Raw genomic sequence first — 26,966 nt, forward strand, 5'->3', positions numbered from 1 at the left:
TTCAGCATGATTATTTAGGGGAGTTATGCTCAAGGCACGATTTAAATAACCTATAATATCCAGCTAGTATTTAATAAGTGGTGACAGCAAATGGACTACCAATTTTCCCGTGATTTTTTAGGCAGCCCCGTCGCAACATGTGAACTCGAATGTGAAGCGTTTGGTGATTGGTTAAGCCAAGATATCGCCCAAGACACCTCACAAATAAACCTGTTGCTTAACATTGTCGAAAAATTACAAAACAAACAACTCATTGATTACCAACATAACGGTAAAGAGTTCCACTTGTTATTTGATAATGACGAAGTTGAACTGGTGCAAAATAACAACCTTATTCAGGAAATGTCGGCGACCGATGATGATGAAAGCCAAGAGTTATCCGATTTACATATTCAATCGGGTTGCGGTTTAGCGGACTTTAAAACGCTTCTGAGTGCCTGGCGAGATTTTATTGACCATTCAGTCTAGTGCACTATTTTGGTGACTTTTGTTTTTTTTCTCACGTTATACGTGCAGTCTCGATAATATACCCACACACAAAAACTCTAAATCATTGTTTTAATTCAATAAATAATTATGGCCTGATAACTGCTTTATACGGCCAATGAGGGATCTGTCTTCGAGAGGTAGGGACTAACCAAAGTGTACAGACAACACATTGGTTGCCGAAAATAACAGCTAATAGTTATAAAGGCAGAAGACAGCTCCACTCAAAAAACAGAAGCGCCGAACCGTAGTAATATGAGTCGGCGCTTTTTGTTAATTAACCAAAGCTCGGTTTTTTAGAGCTCGCTGAGTTTCATCACTATCCAGCCATTTATATAAATATTCCTTGGCCTAACTGCCGCATAAATGGCATCGGATTCGAATAGTTCTGAGATCTGCGTTAGGGTCAATTCCAATGTTTCTTTGCGATAATAGTTCGGATGCATCGCTCTATCAGACTTCACATGTTTTGTGGGCGACAACTTTTTACTTTGTCCGACATTACCAACTTTAAATACTAACGAATTTTCTTTCACTTCCATCACTCGCATCGGGATATAGCGATACTTTGCATCAGAGTTGTCATTGATAGCAAAATAATCGACAAAGAAAAAATCGTTACGCTGTGGTTGCTCTACAACCATTTTAGTGACTCGGTTGTCATGCCAAGACGACAGCATCAATCCCACCAATAATACGACCACAAGAACCCACTCGAAATTTTCACCATTCCATTCAACAAAGCGCTTAATCTGACTGAAGCTAGGAGGGCTTAGATAACCTCTTTGAACACTTAACAACATACATAATCCTTTTAAGTAGCTGAATATTCATATTCACATAGCATCTGGTAAGTAGCAATTTTTTCCTGAAAACTGTAAATATGAGCTTATAAAGAATACGCTTCGCGTTTGCGTTCCATTTACCCTGGGAATAGAGCATATAAAAGTACAGAATTAAAATACTCACAACACTATAACCTTGTAAGTTAGTTGGTTATTGAGTATTTATTTAATTTGGGTGACTAGATAAAGCCGTTTGAGCCAAAAGTCTCTCCTTGACACTGTACCCCTCATGATTCACTGTTTTATCACTATGACTCTGAGGAACAATTGCCCCCACATATGAATTTTGACCCTCTATACCTCTTACTATTTTTGCCAATAATTGTCGCGCTCATCTATTTGAGACTCCGCTACAAATTTTGGCGAGGCAAAAAATTAACGGAATTCGCCAGAAGTAAAGGATTCTCTATTCTCAATATCGAAAATATAAAGATTAATATCGACGATCCCCTACGTGATACTGAATTAAAGCGACAACAACAACTTTATGATTTTATTGGCCCAGCAAGTAGTGAAGCGTGGTTAACTAATAGTGGCTACTTTGCAAGTGTCCATGTGGAATCGGTAATCAAAAAAAACAAAGTAAACTATAGGCTCATTATTCTTGAAGTTGCAGCAATAATCGATCATAACGTTGAACGGCCAAGTGTGCGGCCACAGGATAGACGAGATGATTGGGATGGCAATATTGTAATCTTTCAAATTCCTGGCAAAAATTTTGAAAGCAAAGTGGTTATTAATGGCAACTGGAGATTGTTTTATGCTGAAGATCGTATCATTGCTTTTCGTTACGACTGGTTAAAACTAAAAGCCTTGTGGTCAGTCAGCAAACTCGACATCATATTAAACCAAGTGACCTCACTCGTAGAAAGTGATCTAACTTAGCTCAACCTATTTTTTACACGGATATGATTGCTCTAACGCTCTCATCGCAATAGCTCCTTTCATCAAACCTCTATTTAACGGCTTCGACAGGATATAGCTATTGATTGCTGTCGCAACTTCAGTTGGATTAACCATTTTGGGCAAGCAGAAACCTTTATCTATTTGATAAAAAAGGCTGTAGTAGGTTTTAGTGGAGATGATACCTTGAATAAACTCTTGGCAGGCCATCGCATTTAATGCATTTTTACTCGCATCGTCGCCAGCCTTTAAATATTCAGCGCAGTCTAATTGCAATTGCCCTGCGTCATTCTTACGCTCTTTTGCTCCCACCTGACTCGTTAACAGCAAAAATAAGATAACTAGAAAATATTTCATCGATTAGTTCATGTTAGACATCACAGCAACAAATAAGCTAACACAGGGTTGAACTAAAATTCAACGAGTCAATTCTCAAGGGTTGCCTTGTTCGAAAAGTAATTAATTAGACATCGGCTTGCTGTGAGAACCATTAGAAGATGTACCTCATAGCAATCAAATGCATAGTGTTAGGCAGTAATCGAATCATAGAGGAAGTTGAAGTTTTAACGGGCAGAAGACTCTCAAAAAAAATTCGTAGCTGACCAGTATGTTGGTGGAAATCAAAAAACGAGATTTGCATTGGAGTGACCTCTAATATACTTTCGTCTGTGCTTAGGCATGTTCGTGTAAACTAATGTTTCGCCCACCTAAATAACCAAACACACCGCACAACAAAATAGCGAGAGCGCACATCCACAACACAGGCGCCCAACTGTTGAAGTTCGAATGTAATCCACCAGCCAGCATTGGCCCTATAGCTGCCAGTAAATACCCTATGCATTGTGCCATTCCTGATAACGAAGCTGCTTGTCTTGGATCATGAGTACGTAAACTGATGAAAGACAAACCTAAGATAAAAATGGCCCCAGAGCAAAAGCCTAGAGTGCTTGACCATATAAAAGCAAAGTGAGGCAAATACAACAGACCTAAAGCACTGAGAAACCCCAAAATGGCTAACAATAACGCCAGAATTTTTTGATCTTTTAGTTTGGATAAAAGGGGTATTAGCATAATTCCAGGCACCGCAGCGGCAATTTGAAAGGCGCCATGAAACACGCCTGCTTGTTGCGCATCATATCCACTTTCCATCACGATATTAGGTAACCAAGCAATAATGACATAAGTAAAAAATGAGTTAAGACCAAGAAATAAAGTCACATGCCATGCTACGCCATGATGCCAAATTTTACCTTTAGTGTAAGACTGAGTCAGATCTTTGGTGGGTTTAGTATGTAATTTTAACTGCGGCAGCCAAACAATCAGGCTGAAAAGCGTGATTAAACCATAACTCGCTAGCGCAATATTCCAACCGATATCCTGATAAGCAGCCAATGGAATAATTAAAGCAGAATAACTTCCGCCAAACACCCCCATAGCTAATACATATGCGGACGTCATTACTGCAACTTTATGTGGGAAGTCTCGCTTAATTAAACTCGGCAATAAAACGTTACCTATTGCAATACCCACACCGATGATCGCAGTACTCAGGTAAAGGGTAATCACTGAATCGAGCATACGGGTACCCAGCCCCAAGCCAATCAACACCAGAGCGATAAACAACGATATTTCAAGGCCTTGTTTTTTCGCTAGGCTTGTTGCCAAAGGCGAGGCGAGAGCAAATGCAAGTAAAGGTAATGTAGTTAACATACCCGCCTGAGAAGCCGTTAGTTGGAAATTGGCAATGACGTGTTCTAGTACTGGACCTATACCGGTGATAGGGCCTCGTAGATTGGCTGCTATCAATAAAGTGCCTAAAATCAAAATGAAAGAGGAAAAAAGGGATCGTGTAGGCAAATTTGAACTCATTACAATAAACAACAATTAAAAAGAAGGGCGGATAATAACAGACTTCAATAAGCATAGTGCTGTTAGAGAGGGCTAAGTTACCAACATAAATATGCTCATGCTCCCATAACAAAAAGGCCGTAACTGGCATCCTAGTTACGGCCTTTTTTACTCTTAAAACGATTTAAGCGTTATAAGTAGACGATGAAGTATTACCACCACGCCCTGTCCAATTGGTATGGAAGAACTCGCCTCTAGGCTTATCTGTGCGCTCATAAGTATGGGCACCAAAATAATCACGCTGGGCTTGTAACAAGTTAGCCGGTAAACGTGCTGTGCGATAACCATCAAAGTAGTTAAGGGCTGCTGTCAAACAAGGAGCTGGTACACCAGTCGTAATGGCATTCACCGCTACACGTCTCCAACCTTCCTGAGCAGCAACCACGGTATCTTTGAAATAATCATCTAACAACAAGTTGTTTAACTCTGGATTTTTATCAAAGGCTTCTTTGATTTTACCTAAGAAAGCAGAACGGATGATACAACCACCACGCCACATTAAAGCAATGCCGCCATAGTTGAGGTTCCAGTTAAATTCTTTGGCTGCTTCACGCATCAAGGTGTACCCCTGTGCGTAAGACACAATTTTAGCGGCCAAAACTGCCTGACGTAAATCTTCGATAAACGCGGCTTTGTCACCGTCGAACGTTTTAGCTGGCCCTGTAATCACTTTAGAAGCTTCAACACGCTCTTCTTTTAGGGCTGAAATGCAACGGGCAAATACAGACTCAGCAATAAGCGTTAATGGCACACCTAGGTCTAGGGCTACAACACCTGTCCACTTACCTGTACCTTTTTGACCAGCAGTATCTAAAATATTCTCAACAAGCGGGCTGCCGTCTTCATCTTTATAAGCCAAGATATCGCGGGTAATTTCAACTAAATAACTATCTAACTCTGTGGTATTCCACTCTTTAAATACTCCATGCATTTCGTCAGCCGACATGCCCAGTACTTCTTTCATTATTTGGTAGGCTTCACACAATAATTGCATATCGCCATATTCAATACCGTTGTGCACCATTTTCACAAAATGACCGGCGCCATTTTCACCAACATAGTCACAACAAGGTGAACCGTCTTCTACCTTAGCTGAGATATCTTGGAAAATAGGTTTCACCGCTTGCCATGCTTCAGCCGAACCACCAGGCATAATTGATGGGCCTTTTAATGCGCCTTCTTCACCGCCAGATACACCTGCCCCCACAAAATTAATGCCTTTTTCTGCGCAGTATTTTTCACGACGAATAGTATCTGGGAAATGCGTATTGCCACCATCGATGATGATGTCGCCTTTATCTAACAAAGGTAATAGTTGTTCAATAGTGGCATCTACCGGTGCACCTGACTTCACCATAATCATAATTTTGCGGGGCGTGGCTAGGGATTGAACCAACTCTTCTACTGAATAAGCGCCACGAATACTCTCACCTTTTGCGCGACCATTAATAAAGTTTTCAACTTTATCGGTAGAGCGATTATATGCAGTGACGGTATAGCCTTTACTTGCCATGTTTAAAATAAGGTTTTCACCCATTACAGCAAGGCCGATCAAGCCAATATCAGATAGTGTTTTCATAAAATTCCAATGTTTATTTTAATTAATAATGCTTGCTTAACCATTCCACATTATATGTCAAACGATGATACATAGTCCAAAGTTGCAGAGCTAATCGAACCAAGCAAAACATGATGTTAGGACGCGCAGTCCCTCTATACTAACCACTAAACAGAAACTTAACACTTCATAAATGCATAAATAAATAACGCATTAGTATAAGAAATAATTGGTATGACCAATTATTTCTTATAGATCTTTTTACAAAAGGCTCTACTAATCTCTACAAACTATTTGTTAATCACTGCCTCGGAGCGAATTAACCGCCGGTTGATTAATGAATCTTCGTAAAGGCCAATAACAGGCGAACAGCGACAAAACCAAAATAGGTGTGACGGTCAATACAAATGCGAGCATTACATTTTCGTTTAGATAGATATTTAACTCTTGGTTAAAACCTAAATACAACGCCAGCAATACCAATACGCCGCTCAACATTCCCAGCAAGATCATCGAGGTATTATCTCTGATAATCAGTTTGAGTATATCGCTACGTTTGGCACCTATCGCTAACCTTGTGCCTATTTCGAAGCGGCGTATTTGAGTGCTGTAACTTAATATTCCGTAGAGTCCTATACCCGCTAATAAAAATGTCAAAACGGCTAAGGCTCCGCACGTAATAGCAGTAGTGTATTGTGCAAACAAACGCTCAACGCGACGAGATTCTAAAGAAGACAAGCTGAAAAGCTTCAACTCTTTTGACACTTGCGATAACACCTGCACTACCTGCTCGCGAGTCACGCTTTGGCCTTCTTGGGTATTAATTAAAAACATGTTTCTGGTGGGCGAAGCGGGGAAATAAAAGCGTGGTTCGATTGTTGTTTCCCCCGGTATGAGTATACCTTTAACCACCCCTACTATTTTTGCACCATTATCAAAAGTCAAACCCAATACCTTGCCGTTTGGCGCTAATTTTTTAGCAAACACATCATTGACTATCACCACGTTATTTCTATCTTTGATATCTGCTTCACTGAAATAACTCCCTGCAAGCAAGGGTTGTTCTATCAATTGAAAATAGCTGTGGTCCACATCTTTAGCTCGCATTGAATAGCGCTCATCACCACCTAGTCGGCTCAGCGCCCGAGTAAAAAATGGCATAGGAGCCATAGACTGACTGACGCTCTCTACCTGAGGTAGCGCTGCTAATTTATCTCGAACTTCAGCCATATTAGCCACTAAACCGCTGCGTTGCGATTCATCAACCCTAGGTAACGAAAGCACTAAGAAGGAAATATTCTTAGTAGCGAAACCTGAAGGACGATTGATTGTTGTCATGGCCTCACTGAACAATACAATATTAATAAAAACCAATAGTGTCACTATGGCAATTTGCGCAAACACTAACCCCTGGCGAACTCTTGTTGGTACTTGTTTGCCGATACCTTTACCACCACTTTGCATAGATTGATTTAGGTGTCGATAATCAATCATTCTCATGCTGATATAAGCAAAAAACCATGCAAACCCCACAACCAATACCAATGCGTATACAAGGGTACTGAGATGCAATGACAATTCATCAACTCTCGGTAAATACTGGTTTAAAAATAACTGCATGCCTTTAAATCCTAAGGAGGCAATATACAGGGCGATAAAGGTCGCTGCTCCTACTAATAACGTAGCTTCTGCCAGCACCATTTTAAATAGCTGACGACGGGAAGCGCCAATAGCAGCACGAATCGCAATTTGACGACTACGCTCGGCAGTGCGCGACATGAACAGGTTAGCAATATTAGTCGTGGCAATCATCACTAGTCCAAAAACGCCAGCGATCAGTAAATATACAGTTTGTTGGCTATTAGCTAAAATGACTGATTCTAAGGAATGCAGTTTAATACCAATGCTCCAACCGTTGAAGAATTGATGCCCAGCCACCTGCTGTTGCCAGTTATCGCTCACCAAATTTGTGAGTAGTTGTTCTGTTTGCGTTGCTGAATTGCCTGGTTTTAATCGGCCTAACGCCATCAAACCACTGTCATCATTACCCCACTTTTTACGTTCGCTGGAACTGATTGAATTATAGTCCCAAGGCAGAAACACTTGGGACTGGTAACCCACACCGTAAACTTGAGGTTCAACAAATGTTTCATCTAGCACCCCAATTATTCGATAACTGACCTCACCAAATTGTACCTTCTTGGACAAAATATCTGGATCCAGTGAAAAGTTATTTTTCCAAGTTTGGTAGCTCAGTATGGCGACCGGATTGTAGCTATTAAGCACTTCTGTCGCGTCAAAACTTCGACCAAGGACTGTTTCTGCACCCAATAATGAAAACCACTCGGGTGTAACAAAAGAAATAGACAATGTCGGATGCGAAGGCTGCGAGACCAGTACATCGGCATCGTAATACATCAAAGCTAAATCACTAAAGACTGTTTGCTTAGTGTACAGCTGCATTAGGTTAGGATAGGTAAACGCAGTACCGTCTATTCCAGCATTGTTATCAATCAGGTTATGCTCAACTGTGTATAGATTATCACTTTCGGGGTAAGAAAGAGGCGACACCAATAATAAATACGCTAAGGTCAACACACACAATAATGCTCCAAAAGTAACGCTAATAGTCGTCACGACCGCCACTACAAACCCTGGGGTAGTCTTAAGACTAGCCCAGGCTTGTTTCAGTAGATATAAAGATTGCCTCATCACTATGCCCCTAATCACTGCCACGTAACGAACGTATAGCGGGATGATTAATGTACTGGCGAAGTGGCCAATAACAAGCAAATAGCGACAAGACAGAGATAGATAACACGGTAGACACAAACATAGGTATCAAATCCGCACTCATATAAGCTGACAGCACCTCTTTGTAACCTACATACACTCCCAGAAGTATCACAACACTGAAGGCCACTCCCAACACAATTACCCAGGCATTATCTTTAACAATAAGACTCACTAAATCTTTGCGTTTGGCCCCAATTGCCATACGAGTGCCCAGCTCAAACCTACGCATTTGAGTGCCGTAACTTAGAATACCGTACAAACCTACACTAGCTAAAAATAACGTAATGATGGCAAGTACTGAAGTGGTTATGGCTGTGGTGTACTGCGTAAATAAGCGCCTTCTTTTTTCTCCTTCTAGTGTGTCCAAACTAAAGAGAGCATACAAACTACTTACCTCACTAATTACACTTGCCACTTGCTCTCGGCTTACGATTTGTCCTTCTTTTAATTTTAAGGTGATTTGTGAGGTTCCTGAATTGGACGGCGTGTAAACACGCATTGGCATCTCAGTTTGAGCGGGCATAATCACTCCTTTAACTACACCAACAATAGTGAAAATATTGTCCGGTCCACCGCCTGATATTTGCATTCCCAAGACGCTGCCAGTTGGATTAAGGCGTTTTGCGAACACATCATTCACTATCATAGCTAAATTGCCATCTTTAATATCAGCTTCACTGAAATAGTCTCCCTCAAGTAACTCTTGGCCAAATAAAGTAAAATAGTTGTGACTCACTACTTTGCTCTCAGGCGTAAAATTTTCCCCTGAAGCTATGGCTGTTAATGCCCATAAACCAAAACCGTTCAAAACCGAGCTTGATTGCGAAATACTCTCTACCTCGGGCATCTGTAACAATTTTTGTTTAAGCTCAGTCATCACTGCCGCGACCTCCTCTTCCGGTGGAAATTCTGGAGCGGAAACCGAGAGACTCATTTGTTGCATGTTGTCTACGCTATACCCTGGCTCTTGGTTAATGGAGTCCATAGCTTCTTTGAACAAAGTGATATTCGCAAAAACCAACAAAGTTGCGATGGCGACCTGACTAACAATCAACCCTTGTCTGAAACGCTTAGAAACCTGCACTCCTGTGCCTTTACCACTAGATTGAAGCATAGAATTTAATGCACGGTAATTGATCATATTGCTACTTAGAAAAGCGAACAATAAGGCGAAAAAAACGGCTAAAAGTACTGAAGCGAACAACGTAACGTGACTGACGCCCAGTTCACTAATACGTGGCAATTGAGACGCTAGATTCGATTGTAATAACGAAAAACCTAAGGATGCGACAACTAAAGCCAATAACAGTGACAGCCCCATCAACAAACCTGATTCTGCTAAAAGCCCGCGAAATAGATGCGACTTTTTGGCACCAAGCGCGGCGTAAATTGCCAGATGACGTTGCTGCTCTGCGGTACGCGACATAAACAAATTTGCGATGTTGGCAAAAGCAATTAAGACTAAACCAATCACGCCGGCTAACAATTTATACACAGTATTTTGGCTGTCGCCCACAATAGCGGTTTGGAAAGACTCTAGCTCGACACGAATTGACCAACCATTAAAAAACGGAATTGATGCGACATTTTCTACCCAAGTATCGCTTACTAATGGCGTAAGGGTTTGCTCTGCCTGTGAAGCCGTTATTGTATCTTTTAACTTACCCACAAAAGTCAACGCGCCGCTAATGTTACCCCAACGCTCTTTCATGCGAACATCAAGGTTGTAGTCCCATGGAAACCACATGCCTACATCACGACCCGCACCTTTAATTTGCGGCTCAATAAAATCTTCACCCAAAACGCCAATCACTCGAAAGCTGACACCACTAAAGGAAACTTTTTTATCTAACATATCAGGTGCAGAGGCAAATTCTTGTTGCCAAGTTTTATAACTAATAACTGCAACAGGGCTAAAAGTATCTAACCCTTCTGAAGTGTCAAACGTGCGGCCCATCTGCATGTTAACTCCTAAAAGCTCGAACCATTCTGGAGTCGCGTAAGCAGTATTTAAGGTGGGCTGTGTAGGTAATGAAGTAAGTACATCTTGCCCGTATTGAATTAATGCTACCTTTTCAAACACATCTTGATTCTTGTACAAATGGATAATGCCAGGGTAGGTAAACGATTGTGCATTTGTCTCACCTGTCTTATCCCCAATGGCGTGTATGACGTTATAGAGTTTGTCTTGATCAGGATAGGGCAAAGGCTCAATAATTAATAAATACCCTAATGTTAAAACACAAAGCAATGCGCCTAAAGTTGTCCCCATGGTCGTCACAACTGTAGCGACAAAGCCTGCTTTTTTCTTGAGGCTCACCCATGCCTGTTTAAATTGATAGATGAACTGGCTCATACTGCCTCCTGCAACTCGGGCGTAGTCAATATTGAACCGTCTAATAGTTTAAGTTGAATGTTAGCCATGTCTGCATATCGCGGGTCATGGGTCACCATACAAATAGTGGTGCCACAATCGTTGAGTTTTTCCAGTACATCCATGACTTGATCGCCACTTTTAGAGTCTAAGTTACCCGTTGGCTCATCTACCAATAAAATTGCCGGCTCTGCGACAAGAGCACGGGCAATAGCGATACGCTGTTGCTGACCACCAGAGAGTTGATTAGGCTTGTGACTTGTGCGGTGGCTCATGCCCACTAACTCAAGACATTCATGTACTCTATCTGCAATATCTTTATCACTAGGCACCTGACTTTTATAACGTAGTGGCAAAGCGACGTTATCGAACACTGACAACTCATCTATCAAGTTAAATGATTGAAAAATAAACCCTATCTTGCTATTTCTAATTTCTGCAGCTTGGTCAAGTGACAGGTCGGTAACGTTAGTACCTTCAATGTAATACTCGCCGCCTGATGGCATGTCTAACAAACCTAAGATGGACAATAATGTCGACTTACCACAACCCGAAGGGCCTGAAATCGATACATAATCACCCGAATTAATAGTGATATCGATGTTTTTTAAAGCGTGAGTTTCAAGTTCATCTGTTTCAAAAATTTTAGAAATGCCTTTCATTTGAATTTTAATATCGCTCATAGCTACTATCCTTTCATTGTCTGTAAGTTGTTAGTTATCGATGTTTCTTAATTAATGCTAATGGTTTGACTGGTCCCTTGAAGGTACGACAAGTCAGAAATAATGAATTGTTCACCAACCGATGCGCCCGATAAGATCTGCATAAATTGCCCGGCCTGTACCCCAAAACGTATATCTTGTGATGAAGCGCTGTCTTGATTATTGAGTCGGTATAAAGAAGTCTTACTGTCTGATTTCGCAGCAGCAGGACGTTTGATGTAAACCACATTTTGCAAAGTGTCGGCAATAATGACTCCATCGACACTAAGTTGTGGTCTGGCGCTGGCAGGTAAGCTAGATGGCAGTGCGATTTCAATTTCAACAGTATTGTTATCAACAATAGGGTCGATACGGCTTACCACACCTTCAATTTTGTCACGGCGCGTATCTATGACAGCGGCTTTGCCCACAGTAATTAACTGTGCTTGGCTTTGCGGCACGCGTATAAGAGCAATCAAATCTGTGACGCTACCAATTAAAGCAACTTCTTGTCCCGCAGCTAAGCTTTGCCCAAGCTCCACCGATAAACGTTGTAATACTCCATCAAAACCCGCTCTTACCGTTAGTTTATCTAATCGAGATTGAGCAATGTTTAAACGCCCTTGTTGCTGCTTGACACGCTCAAGTTGAATATTGACCGATTCATCATGCACAAGTTTCAGCTGTTCTATACGTTGCTTTAGAATAGCAATACGTTGTTCAAGTTGTTTTTCATCCAAAGCAGACTGCTGAAAAGTCAGTTGTGACACTATGCCTTGTTTTACCAATTTTTCTTCGGCAACTCTTTTTAGCGATGCGGTATCAAAGCGCGCAGTAATTTCCGCTAAGTTGGCTGATTCGTTGAGAATTTCTCGTTGATTATTGAGTTTCAATTGACGCAAGTTGGCTCGCACCTGAATTAACTCCTGCGCCGCATTTTCAACTTCTAACGCAAGTTCAGGGTTTTCCAAACGCACTATTACACTGTTGGCACTGACTTGAGCGCCGGGCTTCAAGACTATTTCTTTCACTGTGGCGGCTGAAAAGGAAGTAATCAGTTGTTGCTTGTCAGATGTCAACGTGCCGTAGCCTTCAATGATCACCTCTAAGTCACCTTGCACAACAGACTCAATGATTAGATTTTCTCTATCCACAGACATTGAGGAGTGATTGGCAACCGCAAAATATACCAACACGCCAATCACTACTATCAGCCCCAACAACAACTTACCTTTAGTGGCTTTAAAAGCAGCGTTTTTTTTGGTTTTCACTACGTCCATTTTATTCGTACTCAATATTTTTGACTTTGATACCACTTCAATAACAAGAGTTGTGCCAACTAAATAAAATCATATTTTTCAATTGGTTATAATTAAAGACAGTTATAAAGCTAATAAACGAGTCCGATATCGGACCGAACTGGTCCGGAATTGAAAATACAAAAGAACGGTAAAGGGAACAAAACTTCGGATAACAAAATTGCTGCTACAAGCACTCTTTTGCTTCTGCTTTAGAAAAGGAAACCACAATTAGCAACCTTAGAGCTTGGGTTGTAGTGCACGAGATAGTATTAACGACTACAAAAATTAGCGTCAACTAATTAACCCGAACTCGGGATAAGCCATACCGTCCAGCACCGCTATTATAGCGCCTATCTTCGTTGAACTTGCTCTCAATAGCTGGCTATTGCTTCACAAGCTCGCCTTGATAAACACAATAATATCAGCACTGGATGCATTAAATTGGCGGCTAGATAAATAGTGAGATTATAACCTATTGTTTTTATTGGATTTACTTCATAGGACGCGGCACGTCTTAACCCGAGCTCAGGTTAAATAAGTCAGGTGTACCCGTATCAAAAATACAAAACTCAAGATACGGGATAGCAATACATTGTTGTGAACCAAATAAATGACTGGCTGGCATTCATTTCTGAACAAAGACTTTTCCACCTTTCATGACAAAATCGACATCCAGTAATTGTTCAATATTCTCCAGAGGTGAACCGTCAGTGGCAATGATATCGGCTTGTTTACCTACCTCTAAGGAACCTATTTTTTCGCCCATACCTAATAAATCTGCACTATTCACAGTGGCTGATTTAATTACGTCCATATTGCTCATGCCCGCATTAACCATCAGAACCGCTTCATATGCATTAGTGCCATGTTTTGATACGCCGCTATCGGTACCAAAAGCAATTTTGACCCCCGCCTTGTAAGCACGCTCCACATTACCTTGCATTTCTTTGCCAACAGTTCGCGCTTTATCTTTTATAGCGTCACTCATAAAATCTGAGTTTTCAGCCATTTCTAACACTGTATGTCCTGCTAACAAAGTGGGGACTAAGTAGGCACCGGTTTTCTTAAATAGTTTAATTGCGGCTTTACCCGCATAACTTCCGTGTTCGATACTGTCGACTCCCGCTTCAAGCGCAGCAATAATGCCGTCTTCTTGGTGCGCGTGGCTGGCCACTTTGCGACCCATACGTTTAGCAGCCAGTACGACTTCTTTTAGTTCGTCCATTTCCATTTGCTGCCCTGTACCTGTCGCGCGATCAGTTAACACGCCACCTGTTGAGGTGATCTTAATTAAATCAGCGCCATACTTAATCGCATCACGAGTGGCACGGCGACAATCAAAGGGTCCATCACAGATATTCGAGCCAGTGTAAAATTCCATTAAAGCTGGCTTAACTCCGCTAATATCAGCGTGGCCACCCGTTATGCCAACTCCACCCGCGGCAATGATACGTGGTCCGTCTATCCAGCCATTATTAACGGCGTCACGTAGGGCGTACATTTCTTGAGGCAAAGAGCCCACATCTCTAACGGTGGTAAAACCCGCGTTTAAGGTTCGCATCGCAAACATGATTGAACGCATCTGTACCAATTGATCAGACACCTTCAGCGTTTCACTGTCGTTCTTTGGACCCAACTCGAATTGCAAATGAACATGCATATCCATTAGCCCTGGCATCACAAAATAATTTTTAAGATCAATCATCTCGGTATCTGGACCATAGATTGCGGGGTCTTGATAGCCATCCACAATATGGGTTATCAGATCATCTTTTAATACTAAAGTTTGCTCAGTTTTAGCCGCTTGACCCGGCTGTGCCAGTAAGTTTCCAATATGCAATACTTTGGTGTTCGCAAATAACGAAAAATTCGTGAATAAGGTAATTAACAAGGCCCCACAGGCGAATGGGTTGGTTTTAATACAACGAGAAAATGTTTTCATGGTCTGTCCTTGATTGTAGAGTAGGAGTTATCAAAGTAACGCTTGATATCACTAAAACTTAACTACTGTACCTACCCTTCAATAAATGTCTATTTTTTGTTCAACACATTAATACCAATCCATCCTAACAATAGAATAACTATTGCTTCATTCGAGCGCCTTGATTAGGTGATTTTAAATCTCGCTGAGCGATCAATTGTTAGGATGGATTGGTATAATCTAGCGGACACTCAAATTAACAACCACTAAACGCAACTGAATGAGTCATGTTTCTGACATAGCGCCTTAAATTAACTTAGTTAAGCCTTCGCTGAATCTATAGTGGTTTACTTTGGCTTGACCTCAACTGGCAAGCTAATACTGACAGTCATACCTTTTTGAGATGAGGGGTTATTTTTGATTTCTATGCTGCCACCATGTTGTTCAAGAATATTACGACAAAAAGTTAGGCCGATACCCTGCCCTTGTTGTTTGGTGGTAAACAAAGGAACAAATAGGTTGTCTGTGTTAGCCAAGCCATGACCGTTATCAATAATTTTAATAACAGAGTATTGCTTTTTTTCGGTAATTTTAATTGTGACCTTTGTTGCTTCAGCTTCAAATGCGTTTTTTATCAGGTTAATAAAAACCTGCTCTATAAAAGTAGGATCGGCCCATAACCACTGTGGCTTAGCGACAAAAGTCACATCGTATTGCGAAAAAAGTCCTTGTAAACGCTCAGAAAAGGTAGCCAGGTGAATGGCTTGTAAGTCCAGATTGAGGCTTTGTGATAAGGAGGAGTAACGACTCACAAAGTCTTGCAAGTGGTGGCAACGCTCAGCAATAACATCCAGAGCCTGTTTTTCTCTCGGCGAATTGGATTTACTGCCTAGACTTTCGGCTAAGGACGATACTGGCGTAAGAGAGTTACGAATTTCGTGCCCCATCACTCGAATAATTTGCTGCCAAGCATTCAATTGGCTGGCGCGAATTGCTGAGTCGATATTACTGAACACCAGTAATTGATGACGTTCACCGCTATCAATAAACTCACTTTGACTGACATGCCATTGCTGTTCTTTGCCCGCCAAACACCAACCTTTGTCGGTGTAGGTTAAGCCTAATAATTTAGGAGATGCAAGTCGAAACATTTGCCATGGCTGCCCGAATAAGGTCGAAAACGCAGCATTAGCATAGGAAAGTTTTTGCTTTTGATTAAACACCAACATAGGGGTATCGAGTTGATCAATCAGTTGATACAAAAGCAAGGCATGTTGGTCATATTGCGATTTATGGGTCTGCATTTGTTCGCTAAGCAACGTTAGTTCATCATGAAAAAACGCCGTGACGCCCTCTTTGAACTCTGACTTAGCATACTGATTATAGTCTTCCACCTTAACCGCTTCGATATGCAACAAGGCACGTTCAAAGGATGACATCACTCTATTCTTAAAGCGCGTAACCGCAATTAGCAAAAACAAACAGGCGACAACTAAGGTCAAACCGATATTCCACGCCTGCCAATCTGCTGCCACTAGGATCCAAGCAAGAGCCAATACAAACAACAATGAAAAACCGCACGAAACCCATAAAATATAGGCACTTAAACTTTTACTTTTGAAGATCGGCATATTTTTCTAATCTTCGATACAGTGACGATTTGGTTAAGCCCAACAACTTAGCCGCCTTAGGAACATGTTGATCTTCAAGGTTTAGTGCTTGGGTAATAAGTTGTTTTTCGGCATCTTCTAAGGTCATCATGGGTAAATGACAATCCGCTGATGCCGCACCTTGACTTGGTCTAAGATTGAGATCTGCTACAGACAACTGCTCATTGCGACACAACAACACCGCACGTTCCATTAAGTGACTTAGCTCTCGAATATTTCCCGGCCAGTGATAATCTTGAAGCGCAGCCTTGGCATCATCGCTAAGAGAAATATTGGGTTTAGCGTATTTTTTACAGTAAAGATTAATAAAATATTCAGACAAAGGCGCAATATCTAAGGTGCGTTCTTTAAGTGACGGCACCCTAAATTCAATAGTATTGATTCGATAAAATAGGTCTTCACGAAATAACTCATTATCTATTAGCTCCTTAAAATTGCCGTTGGTTGCACTAATTAAACGAATTGAAGTGAACTGCGTTTGGCTGGCACCTAACACTTCATATTCACCGGTCTCCAATACCCTGAGTAACTTTGATTGTTGGGTTAAAGGAATATTGGCAATTTCATCTAAAAATAATGTGCCATTTCTGGCTAACTCGAAACGACCAATGCGGTTAGATTTAGCGTCAGTAAATGCGCCTTTGGTGTGTCCGAACATTTCACTTTCAAATAACGTCTCTGAGATCGCGCCCATGTTTACTGCAATAAACGGCCCACTACTCACCTGAGATTGTTGATGAATATAACTGGCCAATTGGCTTTTACCCGTTCCATTGTCACCGGTAAGCAATATCGCCACGTTAGCACTCGCGACACTGCTAATTTGCTGCATCAACTCATGCATACAGGGTGAGCGCCATTGGTAATCACCCTTTTCTATTTCTGTATTATCGAGTCGTTGCTGCAGTTTTTGATTTTGTTTTTTAAGGCCACTTACTTTGATTTGTTGTGCGACCACTTGTAGCAGCCTTTGATTTTTCCATGGCTTTTCGAGAAAGTCTCCCGCCCCTAATTGCATCGCTTTGACAGCAAGCTCAACATTAGACCAAGCGGTCATCGCAACAGCGGGAATGCCTAATTCTGCCTTATTTAGCCATGCTAGTAATTCCAATCCTTCGTCACCCGACGTGGTATCACGAGAGTAATTCATATCCAGTAGCACTAAGTCAATCTGCTGTTGTTTGATTAACTCTTTTGCCATAGCAGGACTTTCCGCTTCTGTGACTTGATAATGGTTGTCCTCAAGTACAAAGCGCGCACTGATGCGCACGTCAACTCTGTCATCAACCACCAATACATTGAGTTTATTGGAACTTGGTGTAGGCATTTGTCGCCCTTTAAATTTAAGCGTTATAGTATTTTCAACAAATCATACAAGATGTGCTTCCATAAATATAAGGCTAAGTGTTTTTAGATTATTCTACTAGTTGGCTTTAAAAAACAACCCTAACCAAGTGTTATGGCTTTTGCTTCTTAAACTCAGTACTAAGACGGTTAATAACAAAGCTAGAAATTCTGTACTCGCAGCGGCATACCAGATCCCCCATTCAGCAAAGAAAAACGGCAGTATAAAAATCAACGGCAAAGAAAACGCGTAAGTTTTCATAATACCTAAAATACCCGCTCGCTTAGCGTCACCAATTGCTTGAAAAAACATACCCACCATCATCTGCGGGCCCACTACAAAAAGCGCCAATGTGATAAAAGGTAAAATGCGCACGACTTCGTTGATGACCATTTGATCGCTCACAAATAATGCGCCTAATTCTTCCTTAAATACAAAGGCAATAAACTGAAAAGTAATGCAGTATAAAAACGAACTAGCCAAGGCAATTTTAATACTTCCATTGACGCGTTCCAATTCATTTGCCCCAAAGTTGTTACCCACAATAGCCTGAAAGGCCATACTTAATCCCAACAAAGGCAAAAAGATAAAAGTCATTAAACGCGTGACAATGCCATACGCGCCAACGGTGGTATTGTAATTTGCGACATCCCACGCTTGTAAATTATACAAGATAGCACCTGACGACAAAGCAAGACCGATATAATTCAAACTCGAGGGTGCCCCCAACGACAAAAACGTTAGCCAGTGTTTCCGCGATTTAGTAAAGCGTATTACTTGAAGCCCAAGATCACTGTTGTTGTATTTACGGTAAATAAAAATGATCAACAACGAGGTGCCTTGCGCCAGCACGGTGCCATACGCCGACCCCTGGACTCCCCAATTTAAATTGACTATCAGCAGGTAGTTAAAAATCCCGTTTAAAACTACCGAAATAAGGGAAATAAAAGCCATGAAAGACACTTTGCCTTCACAGCGTAGGCTGTCGCTATTTATTGCCAAAATAAAAACCAAAGGTGAAAAGAACACTAAAATAGAAATATAGCTGTAGCTCATTTGCGCAATCAGACTTGAACCATTACTGACAGACGCGACTAATGCGTTTCCCCCCAGCACAAACATCACAATTAAGAGTGCACACACCACCAACGACAAAGTTATTGCCTGCGAAAAGGTTTGCACTGATTCACTGCGATCACCCGCCCCTAATTGCCTAGCCATCAAACTTGCGAAGCCGTTTGACACTAAAGTAGACATAGCAACGATCATAATAAAAGCAGGAAACATCGAGGTGACAGCGGTTAATGCATCTGCTCCTACAAATACCCCAAGAAAATACGCGTCCACCAGCGAAAATGAACCGTTGACCAACATGATCAGAATAATTGGCGCCGCCGTTTTCAAAAAAACCATAGGCAAGGGAGCGCTCAAATATGCATTGTTTACTGAGGCGGTTGTCATGAGGAAGTTACACCACTATGTAAATCTGATATTTCCATAAATTTCCCCATAACCAAGTCTTTAATGTCAGCGGGCCAAGATTCAATTGCCGCCTCAAAACTCACTTTACTATTGCGATATAGCGCCCTACTGGCTTCTTCAAAACCTGGGGCATCCCCTAGAAAAGCCAGCATGAATTTATCTAACTGTTGCTGTTTGACACATATTAAGTCCTCAGTTGATGGGTTCTTTTGAGCTTCATCAACTAAGCGCCGTAGCGCTGCAGAAGCCCCTCCTTTTTGAGTCGATAACCATTCCCAATGACGGGGTAATAATGTCACTTCTTTTGCCTTAACCCCTAGTTTTGGGCGACCACGTTTCTGACTAGAAGTATTGTCAGCAGTCGCATTGTTTAGCACTGTTTGTGCGTCACCGTTCCAACTGAAGTCAATTCGTCTGCAGCTATTTTCCTCAAACACCATAGGTTCGAGATTGCTATCACGTGCTTTGACCTGATGAATAATCTCTTCAAGCTTACCGCGAGCAATAACCGTTCTATTGTAAATGGCTAAATATTGATTGTTCATAACATTTTCCTATGTCCTAACTAAATACCAACAATATTACCCGGGCAATAATAAAATAACAATAAAACCATGGTAAAAATATTTAATGTGTATCAAATTATCTTTTATGAAGTTCGACAAAAATAGGTTAAGGTGAACTTAAGTTGCGTAAATCGAGTTTTTAACTTATTAAGGGAAATGCAATGGATCACCTCAGCGGCTTAGATGCAGCCTTTTTACATTTAGAATCACCTGAAACCCCTATGCACGTTGGGGGCCTTAGCATTATGGAGTTACCTCCAGAGTATACTGGTGATTTTATGGATGACGTACGTAATCACATTCAAAACCGAATGCATATGGCCCCTATTTTTCAGCGAAAACTAGTGAATATGCCATTTGATATTGCCAACCCGATTTGGGTAACGGATGAGTCAATTGATATTGATTATCACATTCGTCATGTCATCGTTCCGCCTCCAGCAACACGGGTCAACGTAGATAAACTAGTGGCACGACTGCACTCTAGCTTACTAGATCGGAGTCGGCCTTTATGGGAGATGCATATTCTCGATGGTTTACCTGTTCCTGACGAATTACCCGAAGGCACTCGTTATGTAGGACTTTATTCCAAAATGCACCATGCCGCGCTCGATGGTATGGGAGGACAAGTATTAATGGAGGCCATAATGGATGTTTCCGCCGTGCCTCGCGCCGCGAATAAACGTAAACGTCGCAGAGAGTCCATTAGCGGTGACCACTACGGCATTGCAGAGCTTACTGCCTCAGGAGTCATGCACAATGTTAGTCAATCTATAAAATTGACAAAAAATCTGCCTAAATTAACACTGAAAGCCTTTGATATGTTGAAACCTGCAAAAGCCCCAGATGGCGATAGCAGTGAACGTTTAAACTGGCTTGCTCCAAAAACCCCACTTAACGCAACTATTACCAACCAACGTAGTTTTGCACGTTTTTCGATTCCTTACTCCGACACAAAAAAAATCGCTAAACTCAACGGTGTTAGTCTTAACGATGTAGTAATGGCGATCTCAGGAGACGGCATGTTACGTTATTTTGCAGACGAGGGGTTTGCTCCGATTGAACCTTTATTAGCTGCGATTCCGGTCAGTGTTAGACCTGAAGGTAACACTGAGTTGAGTAATCAAGTTTCAATTGCACGCATGAGCCTAGCTACTAATATTGAAGATCCTCTTGAGAGACTTCAGGCAATCAAAGCCTCATCAACACACACCAAGTCACTGATGTCTGATGTAAAAGCGATCATGCCAACGGATTTTCCTTCAATTGGTGCGCCTTGGTTAATGAGCAGTCTCGCTTCAACACTCACCAGAACCAGAGTGGTCAACGCTGTACCACCTTTTGCTAACGTTCTTATATCCAACGTTCCTGGACCGAACATGACACTTTATTTTGCGGGAGCTAAACAAATTAGTACCTTCCCTGTGTCGATTCCTTACCACGGTATGGGACTGAACATAACTTTGCAGAGTTATAACGGCTGGCTCGACTTTGGTTTAATTTCTTGCCAAAAATTAATGCCAGATATTCACGAACTGGCGCAACATATGAAAGATGCACACCAAGAATTACTCATGCTTAGCGAAAATAAATCTGCCGCTGCCCTTTCAGAAACAGTGGCCGAAACCACCACTTAAGGAAGAAGCGGTCCCATAGTGGTCAGTAATGCGTCAATATTGACGGGTTTGCCGCTATGGGCGTTCATTCCAACAGCTAAGTAACTGGCGACCTCTTTTTCAAGTACGTTAGCTGATAGTGCAATGATCGGAAGCTGTGAAATTTTGGGATTTTCATGAGCACGTATGATTTTGGTTGCCTGTATTCCGTCCATTTCTGGCATATGAATATCCATTAATATAATGTCGAAATCATTGGGTTGATTCAGTAAATCAACGGCTTCTCTACCATGGTGTGCGATAGTCACCTTCGCCCCTTTATCCACCAATAAATGACTAATTACCACTTGATTGATTTCATTATCTTCAACCACTAAGACGTGCACTTTAGTTAAGTCTACACCTTGATCGCTGGGCGGATCCAAACTATCTATTTGATTGATGCATTGCTCGATAGTGTTAAATAATTTGTCAGAAGGACAGGGTTTGCTCAACACATAGTCTACGTTTAGTTGTACTTTTGTATTTTCAATTATCGAAGTTTCGTAAGCTGAAATGATAATGATTTTGGGAGGAGATATTAACTCAAGTTGTTTTACTGCTTTTAGAAAACTAGCGCCGTCCATGATTGGCATAGTCCAATCAGTCACCAATACTTTTATGTCATAATTTTTGTTTTGTAAGGCTAATAACCCTTCTTCGGCGGTGAGCACTGCTATAGGCCTCACTCCAATTTTAATGAAAAAATCAGATAGCACTTCCAGGGCAATAGGATTGTCATCAACAACAAGAATATCAACATTACCTGGAATATAATCGTGCTTTCCTATAGAAACAAGTACGTTTTTATTGAGGCGTAAATTTATGCTAGCCTTGAAAATACTTCCTTTATTTTTACGGCTGGTCACTTTGATGTCGCCGCCCATGGAATGGCAAAGTTTTTGACTGATAGCCAAACCTAACCCAGTACCACCATATTTTCGTGTTGTAGAGGTATCTGCTTGGCTAAATTTGGTGAATAAACTGTTAATATCGGTGTCGTCAATGCCCACTCCAGTATCAACAACTTCAAATTGTACCTCAACTTCGCGATCTGAATTCGCCGCCGTATTCATTGAAATATTGACATTAACACTGCCAGTTTCTGTAAACTTGAATGCATTACCGCACAGGTTAATCAATATTTGGTTGATTCGAAAAACATCTCCGATTAAGTCTGGGTAGAATTCACCTACTATTTGAATATTGAAGCTAATACCTTTAGCTTTGGCTTGTTCGTCAAATGACACTTTAAGGTTATCTATCACACTATAAATAGAAAATGCCTTTTGCTCTAAGGTAATATTGCCCGAATCAATCTTGGAAAAATCTAGAATATCATTGATTACTGTTAAAAGATGTTTACCTGAAAAGGTAAGTTTTCCTAAATATTCCCGCTGCTGATTGTCCAATTCGGTTTGTTTTAATAAATCAGTTAAACCAATGACGCCATTTAACGGGGTTCTTATCTCATGACTCATATTAGCCAAAAATTCAGTTTTGGCATTCTCAGATACTTTCGCTTCCTCTACTGCTACGGCCAATTGTTGATTCTTGCTAATCAACTGGTTTTTTTGTTTAACTAGCTCAAATGTTTTGCGTGCCACTTCTTTTGTTAAGTTGCTATGAATTGACAATAGTGAATACGTTATAAATGTCAGCGCTAGCGTTAATAAGATCCCAGCAATAAAAAGCGCAAATAACAAGCGATTAGGGCTATCTAAGTTTTGGTCTATCGGAGAAATGATCAACTCAAAGTGATTATTTACAAGCTGTATTGGAAAAGTAAAACTGATTTTAGGAAGATTTATATCCTGAGCATTTAACAATTTTTTCTGAGGGTAGTGGAAAACATTGTTGCTCTTATCTTTGAGTAGAAAACTAAAACTTACTGCTTCTGAATCATTCGTGTTTTGTTTAAATAAACTAGATATGTATTGGCTAGATACAATAAGACCAGAGGTATCTACAGTTGCTAGGTTATTCGTTTCTTTAGGTAAAATGGGGTGTACATAAAGAATAAATGGCTCTGTGGTTATACCTTCAATGGGTTTAGAAAAGTCAGAAATGAGCGGTTTTTGATTTTCGATTACAGGAAAAATCAACGGGCCGATGGGCGAACTACGCAGGATATTTCTGCCGATAAAGGAGTTATCACTAATTTGTGGGAAGGTGTAACTTAACACCACATAATGCCCATCTACTTCTGTAGCCGGAAAAACCTGTTTCTTATTGGTATAGTCAAAAATAGTAAAGTCCCTATATTGAGGGGTGGGATCTTCTCTAAATTGACTTATAACTTCATTGAGTTGTTCTGCAGGGATTCGAATTATATTAGAGATACGCCTACCTTCTGGAAATTCTCGAAAAACCCGAGTAACAAAGGCTGTAAATTCTGCGTAACTAACCCAATTCGAAGAAGCAAATAAATTTGCCACAGAGGAAATCTGAAAATATGAACGACTGAATTCCGCTTCAATATCTTTAGCGTATATTTTTGCTCGGTTTTGATATTTATTTAAAGTTGATTCTTTTTGTTTAGTTAAAGCCGACTGATACATAAACGCAGAAAATACAGTACCAATTAATAGCACTATCCAAGGGTAATAATGGGTTTTGCTAAATATCAAACTTTTAATTTTATTTTTCATATACCCATTAAAACCTAATCTTCCCAGTTACACCATAAGACCTAGACTCACCTTGGGCACACAACCGAATAAATTCAGGTGAGGTGCCTGGAGCGATAGACCTTTCGCTACAATATTGTTCATTAGTTAGGTTCTTAGCCCAGAGTGCAATTTGATATTCTCTAGCACTGCCAAATGACCATAATGAGTTGACGGTTAACAAAGCTGTAGAGTTTTCCGAAAAATTATAAACCCATGCTTCACTATTGTTGCCTTCCAACTGATGAGTATGTTTACCAAAATAGGATAAATGCAAGCTTAGCTCTATATCGCTATTCGTGAGTTGGTAACTTTTTACCGCTAAAACATTATAATTCCACTTCGGAGTATTGGTTAAAACATTGCCATTTACGACTTGGTTTTGAAAGCCCGCTATGTTTTCTTCAGGGATACCTGTGGTATCTAAGTTACCATCCGTAATTTGGCTATCCAACCAGCCAACGCCTAAGTTAACGCGTAACGATGGAGAGACTTGCCAGACGATATCTAATTCAGCACCTATCGATTTAGCCTCAGGTAGATTCACCAGAGACGCAAATAAATCGGCTGGATCGCCAGGGTTATTGACTAAAAAAAACTGATAGTCCTGCCACCAGTTTCTGAAAAACGCGCCATTGATACGCAGTGAGTTCTTAAAAAGATCGCTTTTAAAACCGAACTCAGCAGTTATTAATGTTTCTGGCTTAACCACTTTATCTAATAAGCTTTGGTATGCCGCAGTGGTAGGATTGGAATTAACCGCTCCCATTTTAAAACCCCGAGACAAAACGCTGTAAAGCATCAGTTGTGGAGAAACATGGTAGTCCAAAGCTAACTTACCTCCCCACTCATCAAATTGCTGATCTATTTCAGCTGAAGCCGGAACACCACCATTTGCCTCAATAAAACGATTGGCTCTGTCAAATCCCATATAATCCGACAAACGTTCAAAATCGTCATTACCTAAGCTGAGCCACCCCAAACTACCTAAGGGGAATTCCTGACCTACCAAATCCATCATCATGCCAACTGAATTTACTGTTGGGGTTAATTGCTGTGTTGTCCAACGCAGGCCCGTGGTGATATTAAGCCTCTCATCAAATTCATAACTAAACTGTGAGTAAGCTGAGGTTGTGCGGCTTTTATGCTCAACCCAAGCGCCCCTATCAAACATAGCACCACTGCCCTGATCTTCAATGTTGTCATCAGGCCTCCCAGGACCTGCCGGATCAACTAACGAAGTTTGCAGTAAATCCCCTTCGTCATGAATATAGAGTAAACCCACTATCCACTGTAACTGTTGCTGAGAATTTGATTGCCACTGAAACTCCTGCGACATCGAACTAGTGTCTGAAGAATTGTATGTTAGCGACTGATAAACACTGGACTCAAGATGTTGACTGCCCCAATCGTCCATACGTTTAGACTTAACCTTTTCAAAAGATGTGATGCTATTAAATGTGTAACTATGTTGCTGAGAATCAATCTTAAAATAAGCGCCTAGTGCATCAATATCATTTGGAGGATTGATAACCGACGAATGATTTTTGGACAAATCATGATTGTCTAAATTTATAAATCCAACATTACTTTCAGCGCTAATTGGTGTTTTAACTTCAGATATTTGGTTTTGTTTACCTCCGTATAAACTAACAAAAAGCCTTGTAGCTTGAGTAAGTTCATAGGCCAGTTGTAAACGTCCTCCGTACTTAGCTAAGTCGTTGTATTCAGTGTTATTATTTTCTATGTTGCTGCGCACCAAACCGTCTCGATTATGGCTAAAACCAGCCACTCTAAGACTTAGTCGTTCGCTAAAGTTGCCAGAAAAAGCACCATTAACAAAAATTTGGTTGTTAGTACCTAAATTCAGCTGTCCATAACCACTGCTAGCTGAATCAATCTGGGCTCTATTAGAAATAAAATTAATTGCACCACCTGTGGTATTTTTTCCATAGAGTGTATTTTGTGGACCTTTAAGTACTTCAACCCGATCAATATCAAACAAAGCAAAATTAGCCAACATAGGGTTAAAAATGGCTACATCATCAAGATAAAGCCCCACCGCAGGAACAGAAGAAAGGTTAAACCCATCCATTCCCACACCCCGTATATAGTAATTACTCATACCACTTATAGAACGTGTTGTGTTGACATTAGGGACTAAAGTAGCAATTTCTGATGATTGGTTAATATTGAGAGAGTCTAAAGCGTCTGCAGAAAGTGCAGAGATAGCAATTGGGATATTTTGGACTGATTGAATTCGTTTTTGCGCAGTGACTTCTATTACATCAAGTTGTTCCGACGCATTCTCATTGGCAAAAGCGACTCCGCAATAAAAAAAACAAACATGAATGCAAAATAACTCTTTGAGTCGTTTCATATTTTCAATGATAAGAATGATTGATTCCTATTATAACGTAGGGCTGGTTTCTTCCTTGAACTTTTTTTAATTCTGAAAACATTTAATTCAAAATAGTGATGCAGTAATACTAGACCTTAATTACATACAGGACGTTTTATTTTTGCCTTGTTTGTCAATTACTTCCCTATTGATTACTTTTTTGAATGATTCAATAGATTACTATGGCCTAAAATACTAGTGAGGGATATGTGGTTTTTATACTAAGAAAGGTAGTTGGAAAGCAGTAAAAAGTTACATTTGATTATTGTAATTGGTTGTTTGCAGCGTTAGTTAATACGTTTCATATCAACTAACGCTCGCTAATGTTAGCCGATAACTTCGGCAACACTGGTTCGTTGTTCAAACTAGAAAAGAATGAATATAC

The 26,966-nt window shown here is 40.7% G+C and carries 18 protein-coding genes; 3 read left to right on the forward strand and 15 right to left on the reverse strand.

Annotated elements, in window-relative coordinates; translation table 11 throughout:
• Window positions 1–90: 90 nt before the first annotated feature.
• The gene (locus ABJK37_RS02805; RefSeq protein WP_348349878.1) at window positions 91–468 is read left to right on the forward strand and encodes a YacL family protein; all 378 of its coding nucleotides are present in this window, start codon (window positions 91–93) and stop codon (window positions 466–468) included.
• Window positions 469–782: 314 nt separating this feature from the next.
• Here the strand turns inward: ABJK37_RS02805 and ABJK37_RS02810 are convergent, their stop codons facing one another.
• Window positions 783–1,289, reverse strand: coding sequence for a hypothetical protein (locus ABJK37_RS02810; RefSeq protein WP_348349880.1), 507 nt, complete (start codon window positions 1,287–1,289; stop codon window positions 783–785).
• A 321-nt stretch (window positions 1,290–1,610) separates the two neighbouring features.
• Between ABJK37_RS02810 and ABJK37_RS02815 the strand changes: the two genes are divergently transcribed.
• Window positions 1,611–2,216: a hypothetical protein gene (locus tag ABJK37_RS02815; RefSeq protein WP_348349882.1), complete on the forward strand. Its 606-nt coding sequence runs from the start codon at window positions 1,611–1,613 to the stop codon at window positions 2,214–2,216.
• A gap of 6 nt (window positions 2,217–2,222) precedes the next feature.
• Here the strand turns inward: ABJK37_RS02815 and ABJK37_RS02820 are convergent, their stop codons facing one another.
• From ABJK37_RS02820 to ABJK37_RS02875, 12 genes are all read right to left on the reverse strand, one after another.
• Entirely contained in the window at window positions 2,223–2,591 is a 369-nt protein-coding gene (locus ABJK37_RS02820) for a Rap1a/Tai family immunity protein (RefSeq protein ID WP_348349884.1), read from the reverse strand.
• Between the two features lie 315 nt (window positions 2,592–2,906).
• A complete protein-coding gene (locus ABJK37_RS02825; RefSeq protein WP_348349886.1) occupies window positions 2,907–4,103 on the reverse strand; it encodes an MFS transporter in 1,197 nt (398 codons plus the stop codon).
• Between the two features lie 163 nt (window positions 4,104–4,266).
• Window positions 4,267–5,721, reverse strand: coding sequence for a decarboxylating NADP(+)-dependent phosphogluconate dehydrogenase (gene gnd / locus ABJK37_RS02830; protein ID WP_348349888.1), 1,455 nt, complete (start codon window positions 5,719–5,721; stop codon window positions 4,267–4,269).
• 276 nt (window positions 5,722–5,997) lie between these two features.
• Window positions 5,998–8,412, reverse strand: coding sequence for an ABC transporter permease (locus ABJK37_RS02835; RefSeq protein ID WP_348349890.1), 2,415 nt, complete (start codon window positions 8,410–8,412; stop codon window positions 5,998–6,000).
• 10 nt (window positions 8,413–8,422) lie between these two features.
• Window positions 8,423–10,852: an ABC transporter permease gene (locus ABJK37_RS02840; RefSeq protein WP_348349892.1), complete on the reverse strand. Its 2,430-nt coding sequence runs from the start codon at window positions 10,850–10,852 to the stop codon at window positions 8,423–8,425.
• Complete coding sequence (locus tag ABJK37_RS02845; protein WP_348349894.1) at window positions 10,849–11,553, reverse strand: ABC transporter ATP-binding protein; 705 nt, start codon at window positions 11,551–11,553, stop codon at window positions 10,849–10,851. Before ABJK37_RS02845 ends, ABJK37_RS02840 begins: the two co-directional genes overlap by 4 nt.
• 47 nt (window positions 11,554–11,600) lie before the next feature.
• Window positions 11,601–12,866, reverse strand: a complete 1,266-nt coding sequence (locus tag ABJK37_RS02850) for an HlyD family efflux transporter periplasmic adaptor subunit (protein WP_348349896.1) — start codon at window positions 12,864–12,866, stop codon at window positions 11,601–11,603.
• Window positions 12,867–13,497: 631 nt separating this feature from the next.
• Complete coding sequence (locus tag ABJK37_RS02855) at window positions 13,498–14,814, reverse strand: amidohydrolase family protein (protein WP_348349898.1); 1,317 nt, start codon at window positions 14,812–14,814, stop codon at window positions 13,498–13,500.
• A 326-nt stretch (window positions 14,815–15,140) separates the two neighbouring features.
• Window positions 15,141–16,424: an ATP-binding protein gene (locus ABJK37_RS02860; RefSeq protein ID WP_348349900.1), complete on the reverse strand. Its 1,284-nt coding sequence runs from the start codon at window positions 16,422–16,424 to the stop codon at window positions 15,141–15,143.
• Window positions 16,405–17,790, reverse strand: coding sequence for a sigma-54 dependent transcriptional regulator (locus ABJK37_RS02865; RefSeq protein ID WP_348349902.1), 1,386 nt, complete (start codon window positions 17,788–17,790; stop codon window positions 16,405–16,407). The genes ABJK37_RS02860 and ABJK37_RS02865 overlap by 20 nt, the downstream gene beginning before the upstream one ends.
• Before the next feature lie 96 nt (window positions 17,791–17,886).
• A complete protein-coding gene (locus ABJK37_RS02870) occupies window positions 17,887–19,269 on the reverse strand; it encodes an MATE family efflux transporter (protein ID WP_348349904.1) in 1,383 nt (460 codons plus the stop codon).
• On the reverse strand, window positions 19,266–19,835 hold the full coding sequence (locus tag ABJK37_RS02875) for a DUF2239 family protein (RefSeq protein ID WP_348349906.1): 570 nt from the start codon (window positions 19,833–19,835) through the stop codon (window positions 19,266–19,268). Before ABJK37_RS02875 ends, ABJK37_RS02870 begins: the two co-directional genes overlap by 4 nt.
• A 182-nt stretch (window positions 19,836–20,017) precedes the next feature.
• Between ABJK37_RS02875 and ABJK37_RS02880 the strand changes: the two genes are divergently transcribed.
• Entirely contained in the window at window positions 20,018–21,493 is a 1,476-nt protein-coding gene (locus tag ABJK37_RS02880) for a wax ester/triacylglycerol synthase family O-acyltransferase (protein ID WP_348349908.1), read from the forward strand.
• Here the strand turns inward: ABJK37_RS02880 and ABJK37_RS02885 are convergent.
• Both ABJK37_RS02885 and ABJK37_RS02890 read right to left on the reverse strand, forming a co-directional pair.
• On the reverse strand, window positions 21,490–24,162 hold the full coding sequence (locus tag ABJK37_RS02885) for a response regulator (protein WP_348349910.1): 2,673 nt from the start codon (window positions 24,160–24,162) through the stop codon (window positions 21,490–21,492). The genes ABJK37_RS02880 and ABJK37_RS02885 overlap by 4 nt on opposite strands.
• A gap of 7 nt (window positions 24,163–24,169) precedes the next feature.
• Window positions 24,170–26,560: a TonB-dependent receptor gene (locus tag ABJK37_RS02890; protein WP_348349912.1), complete on the reverse strand. Its 2,391-nt coding sequence runs from the start codon at window positions 26,558–26,560 to the stop codon at window positions 24,170–24,172.
• Between the last annotated feature and the right edge of the window lie 406 nt (window positions 26,561–26,966).

Source organism: Paraglaciecola sp., from assembly GCF_039964565.1.
Taxonomy (GTDB): Bacteria; Pseudomonadota; Gammaproteobacteria; order Enterobacterales; family Alteromonadaceae; genus Paraglaciecola.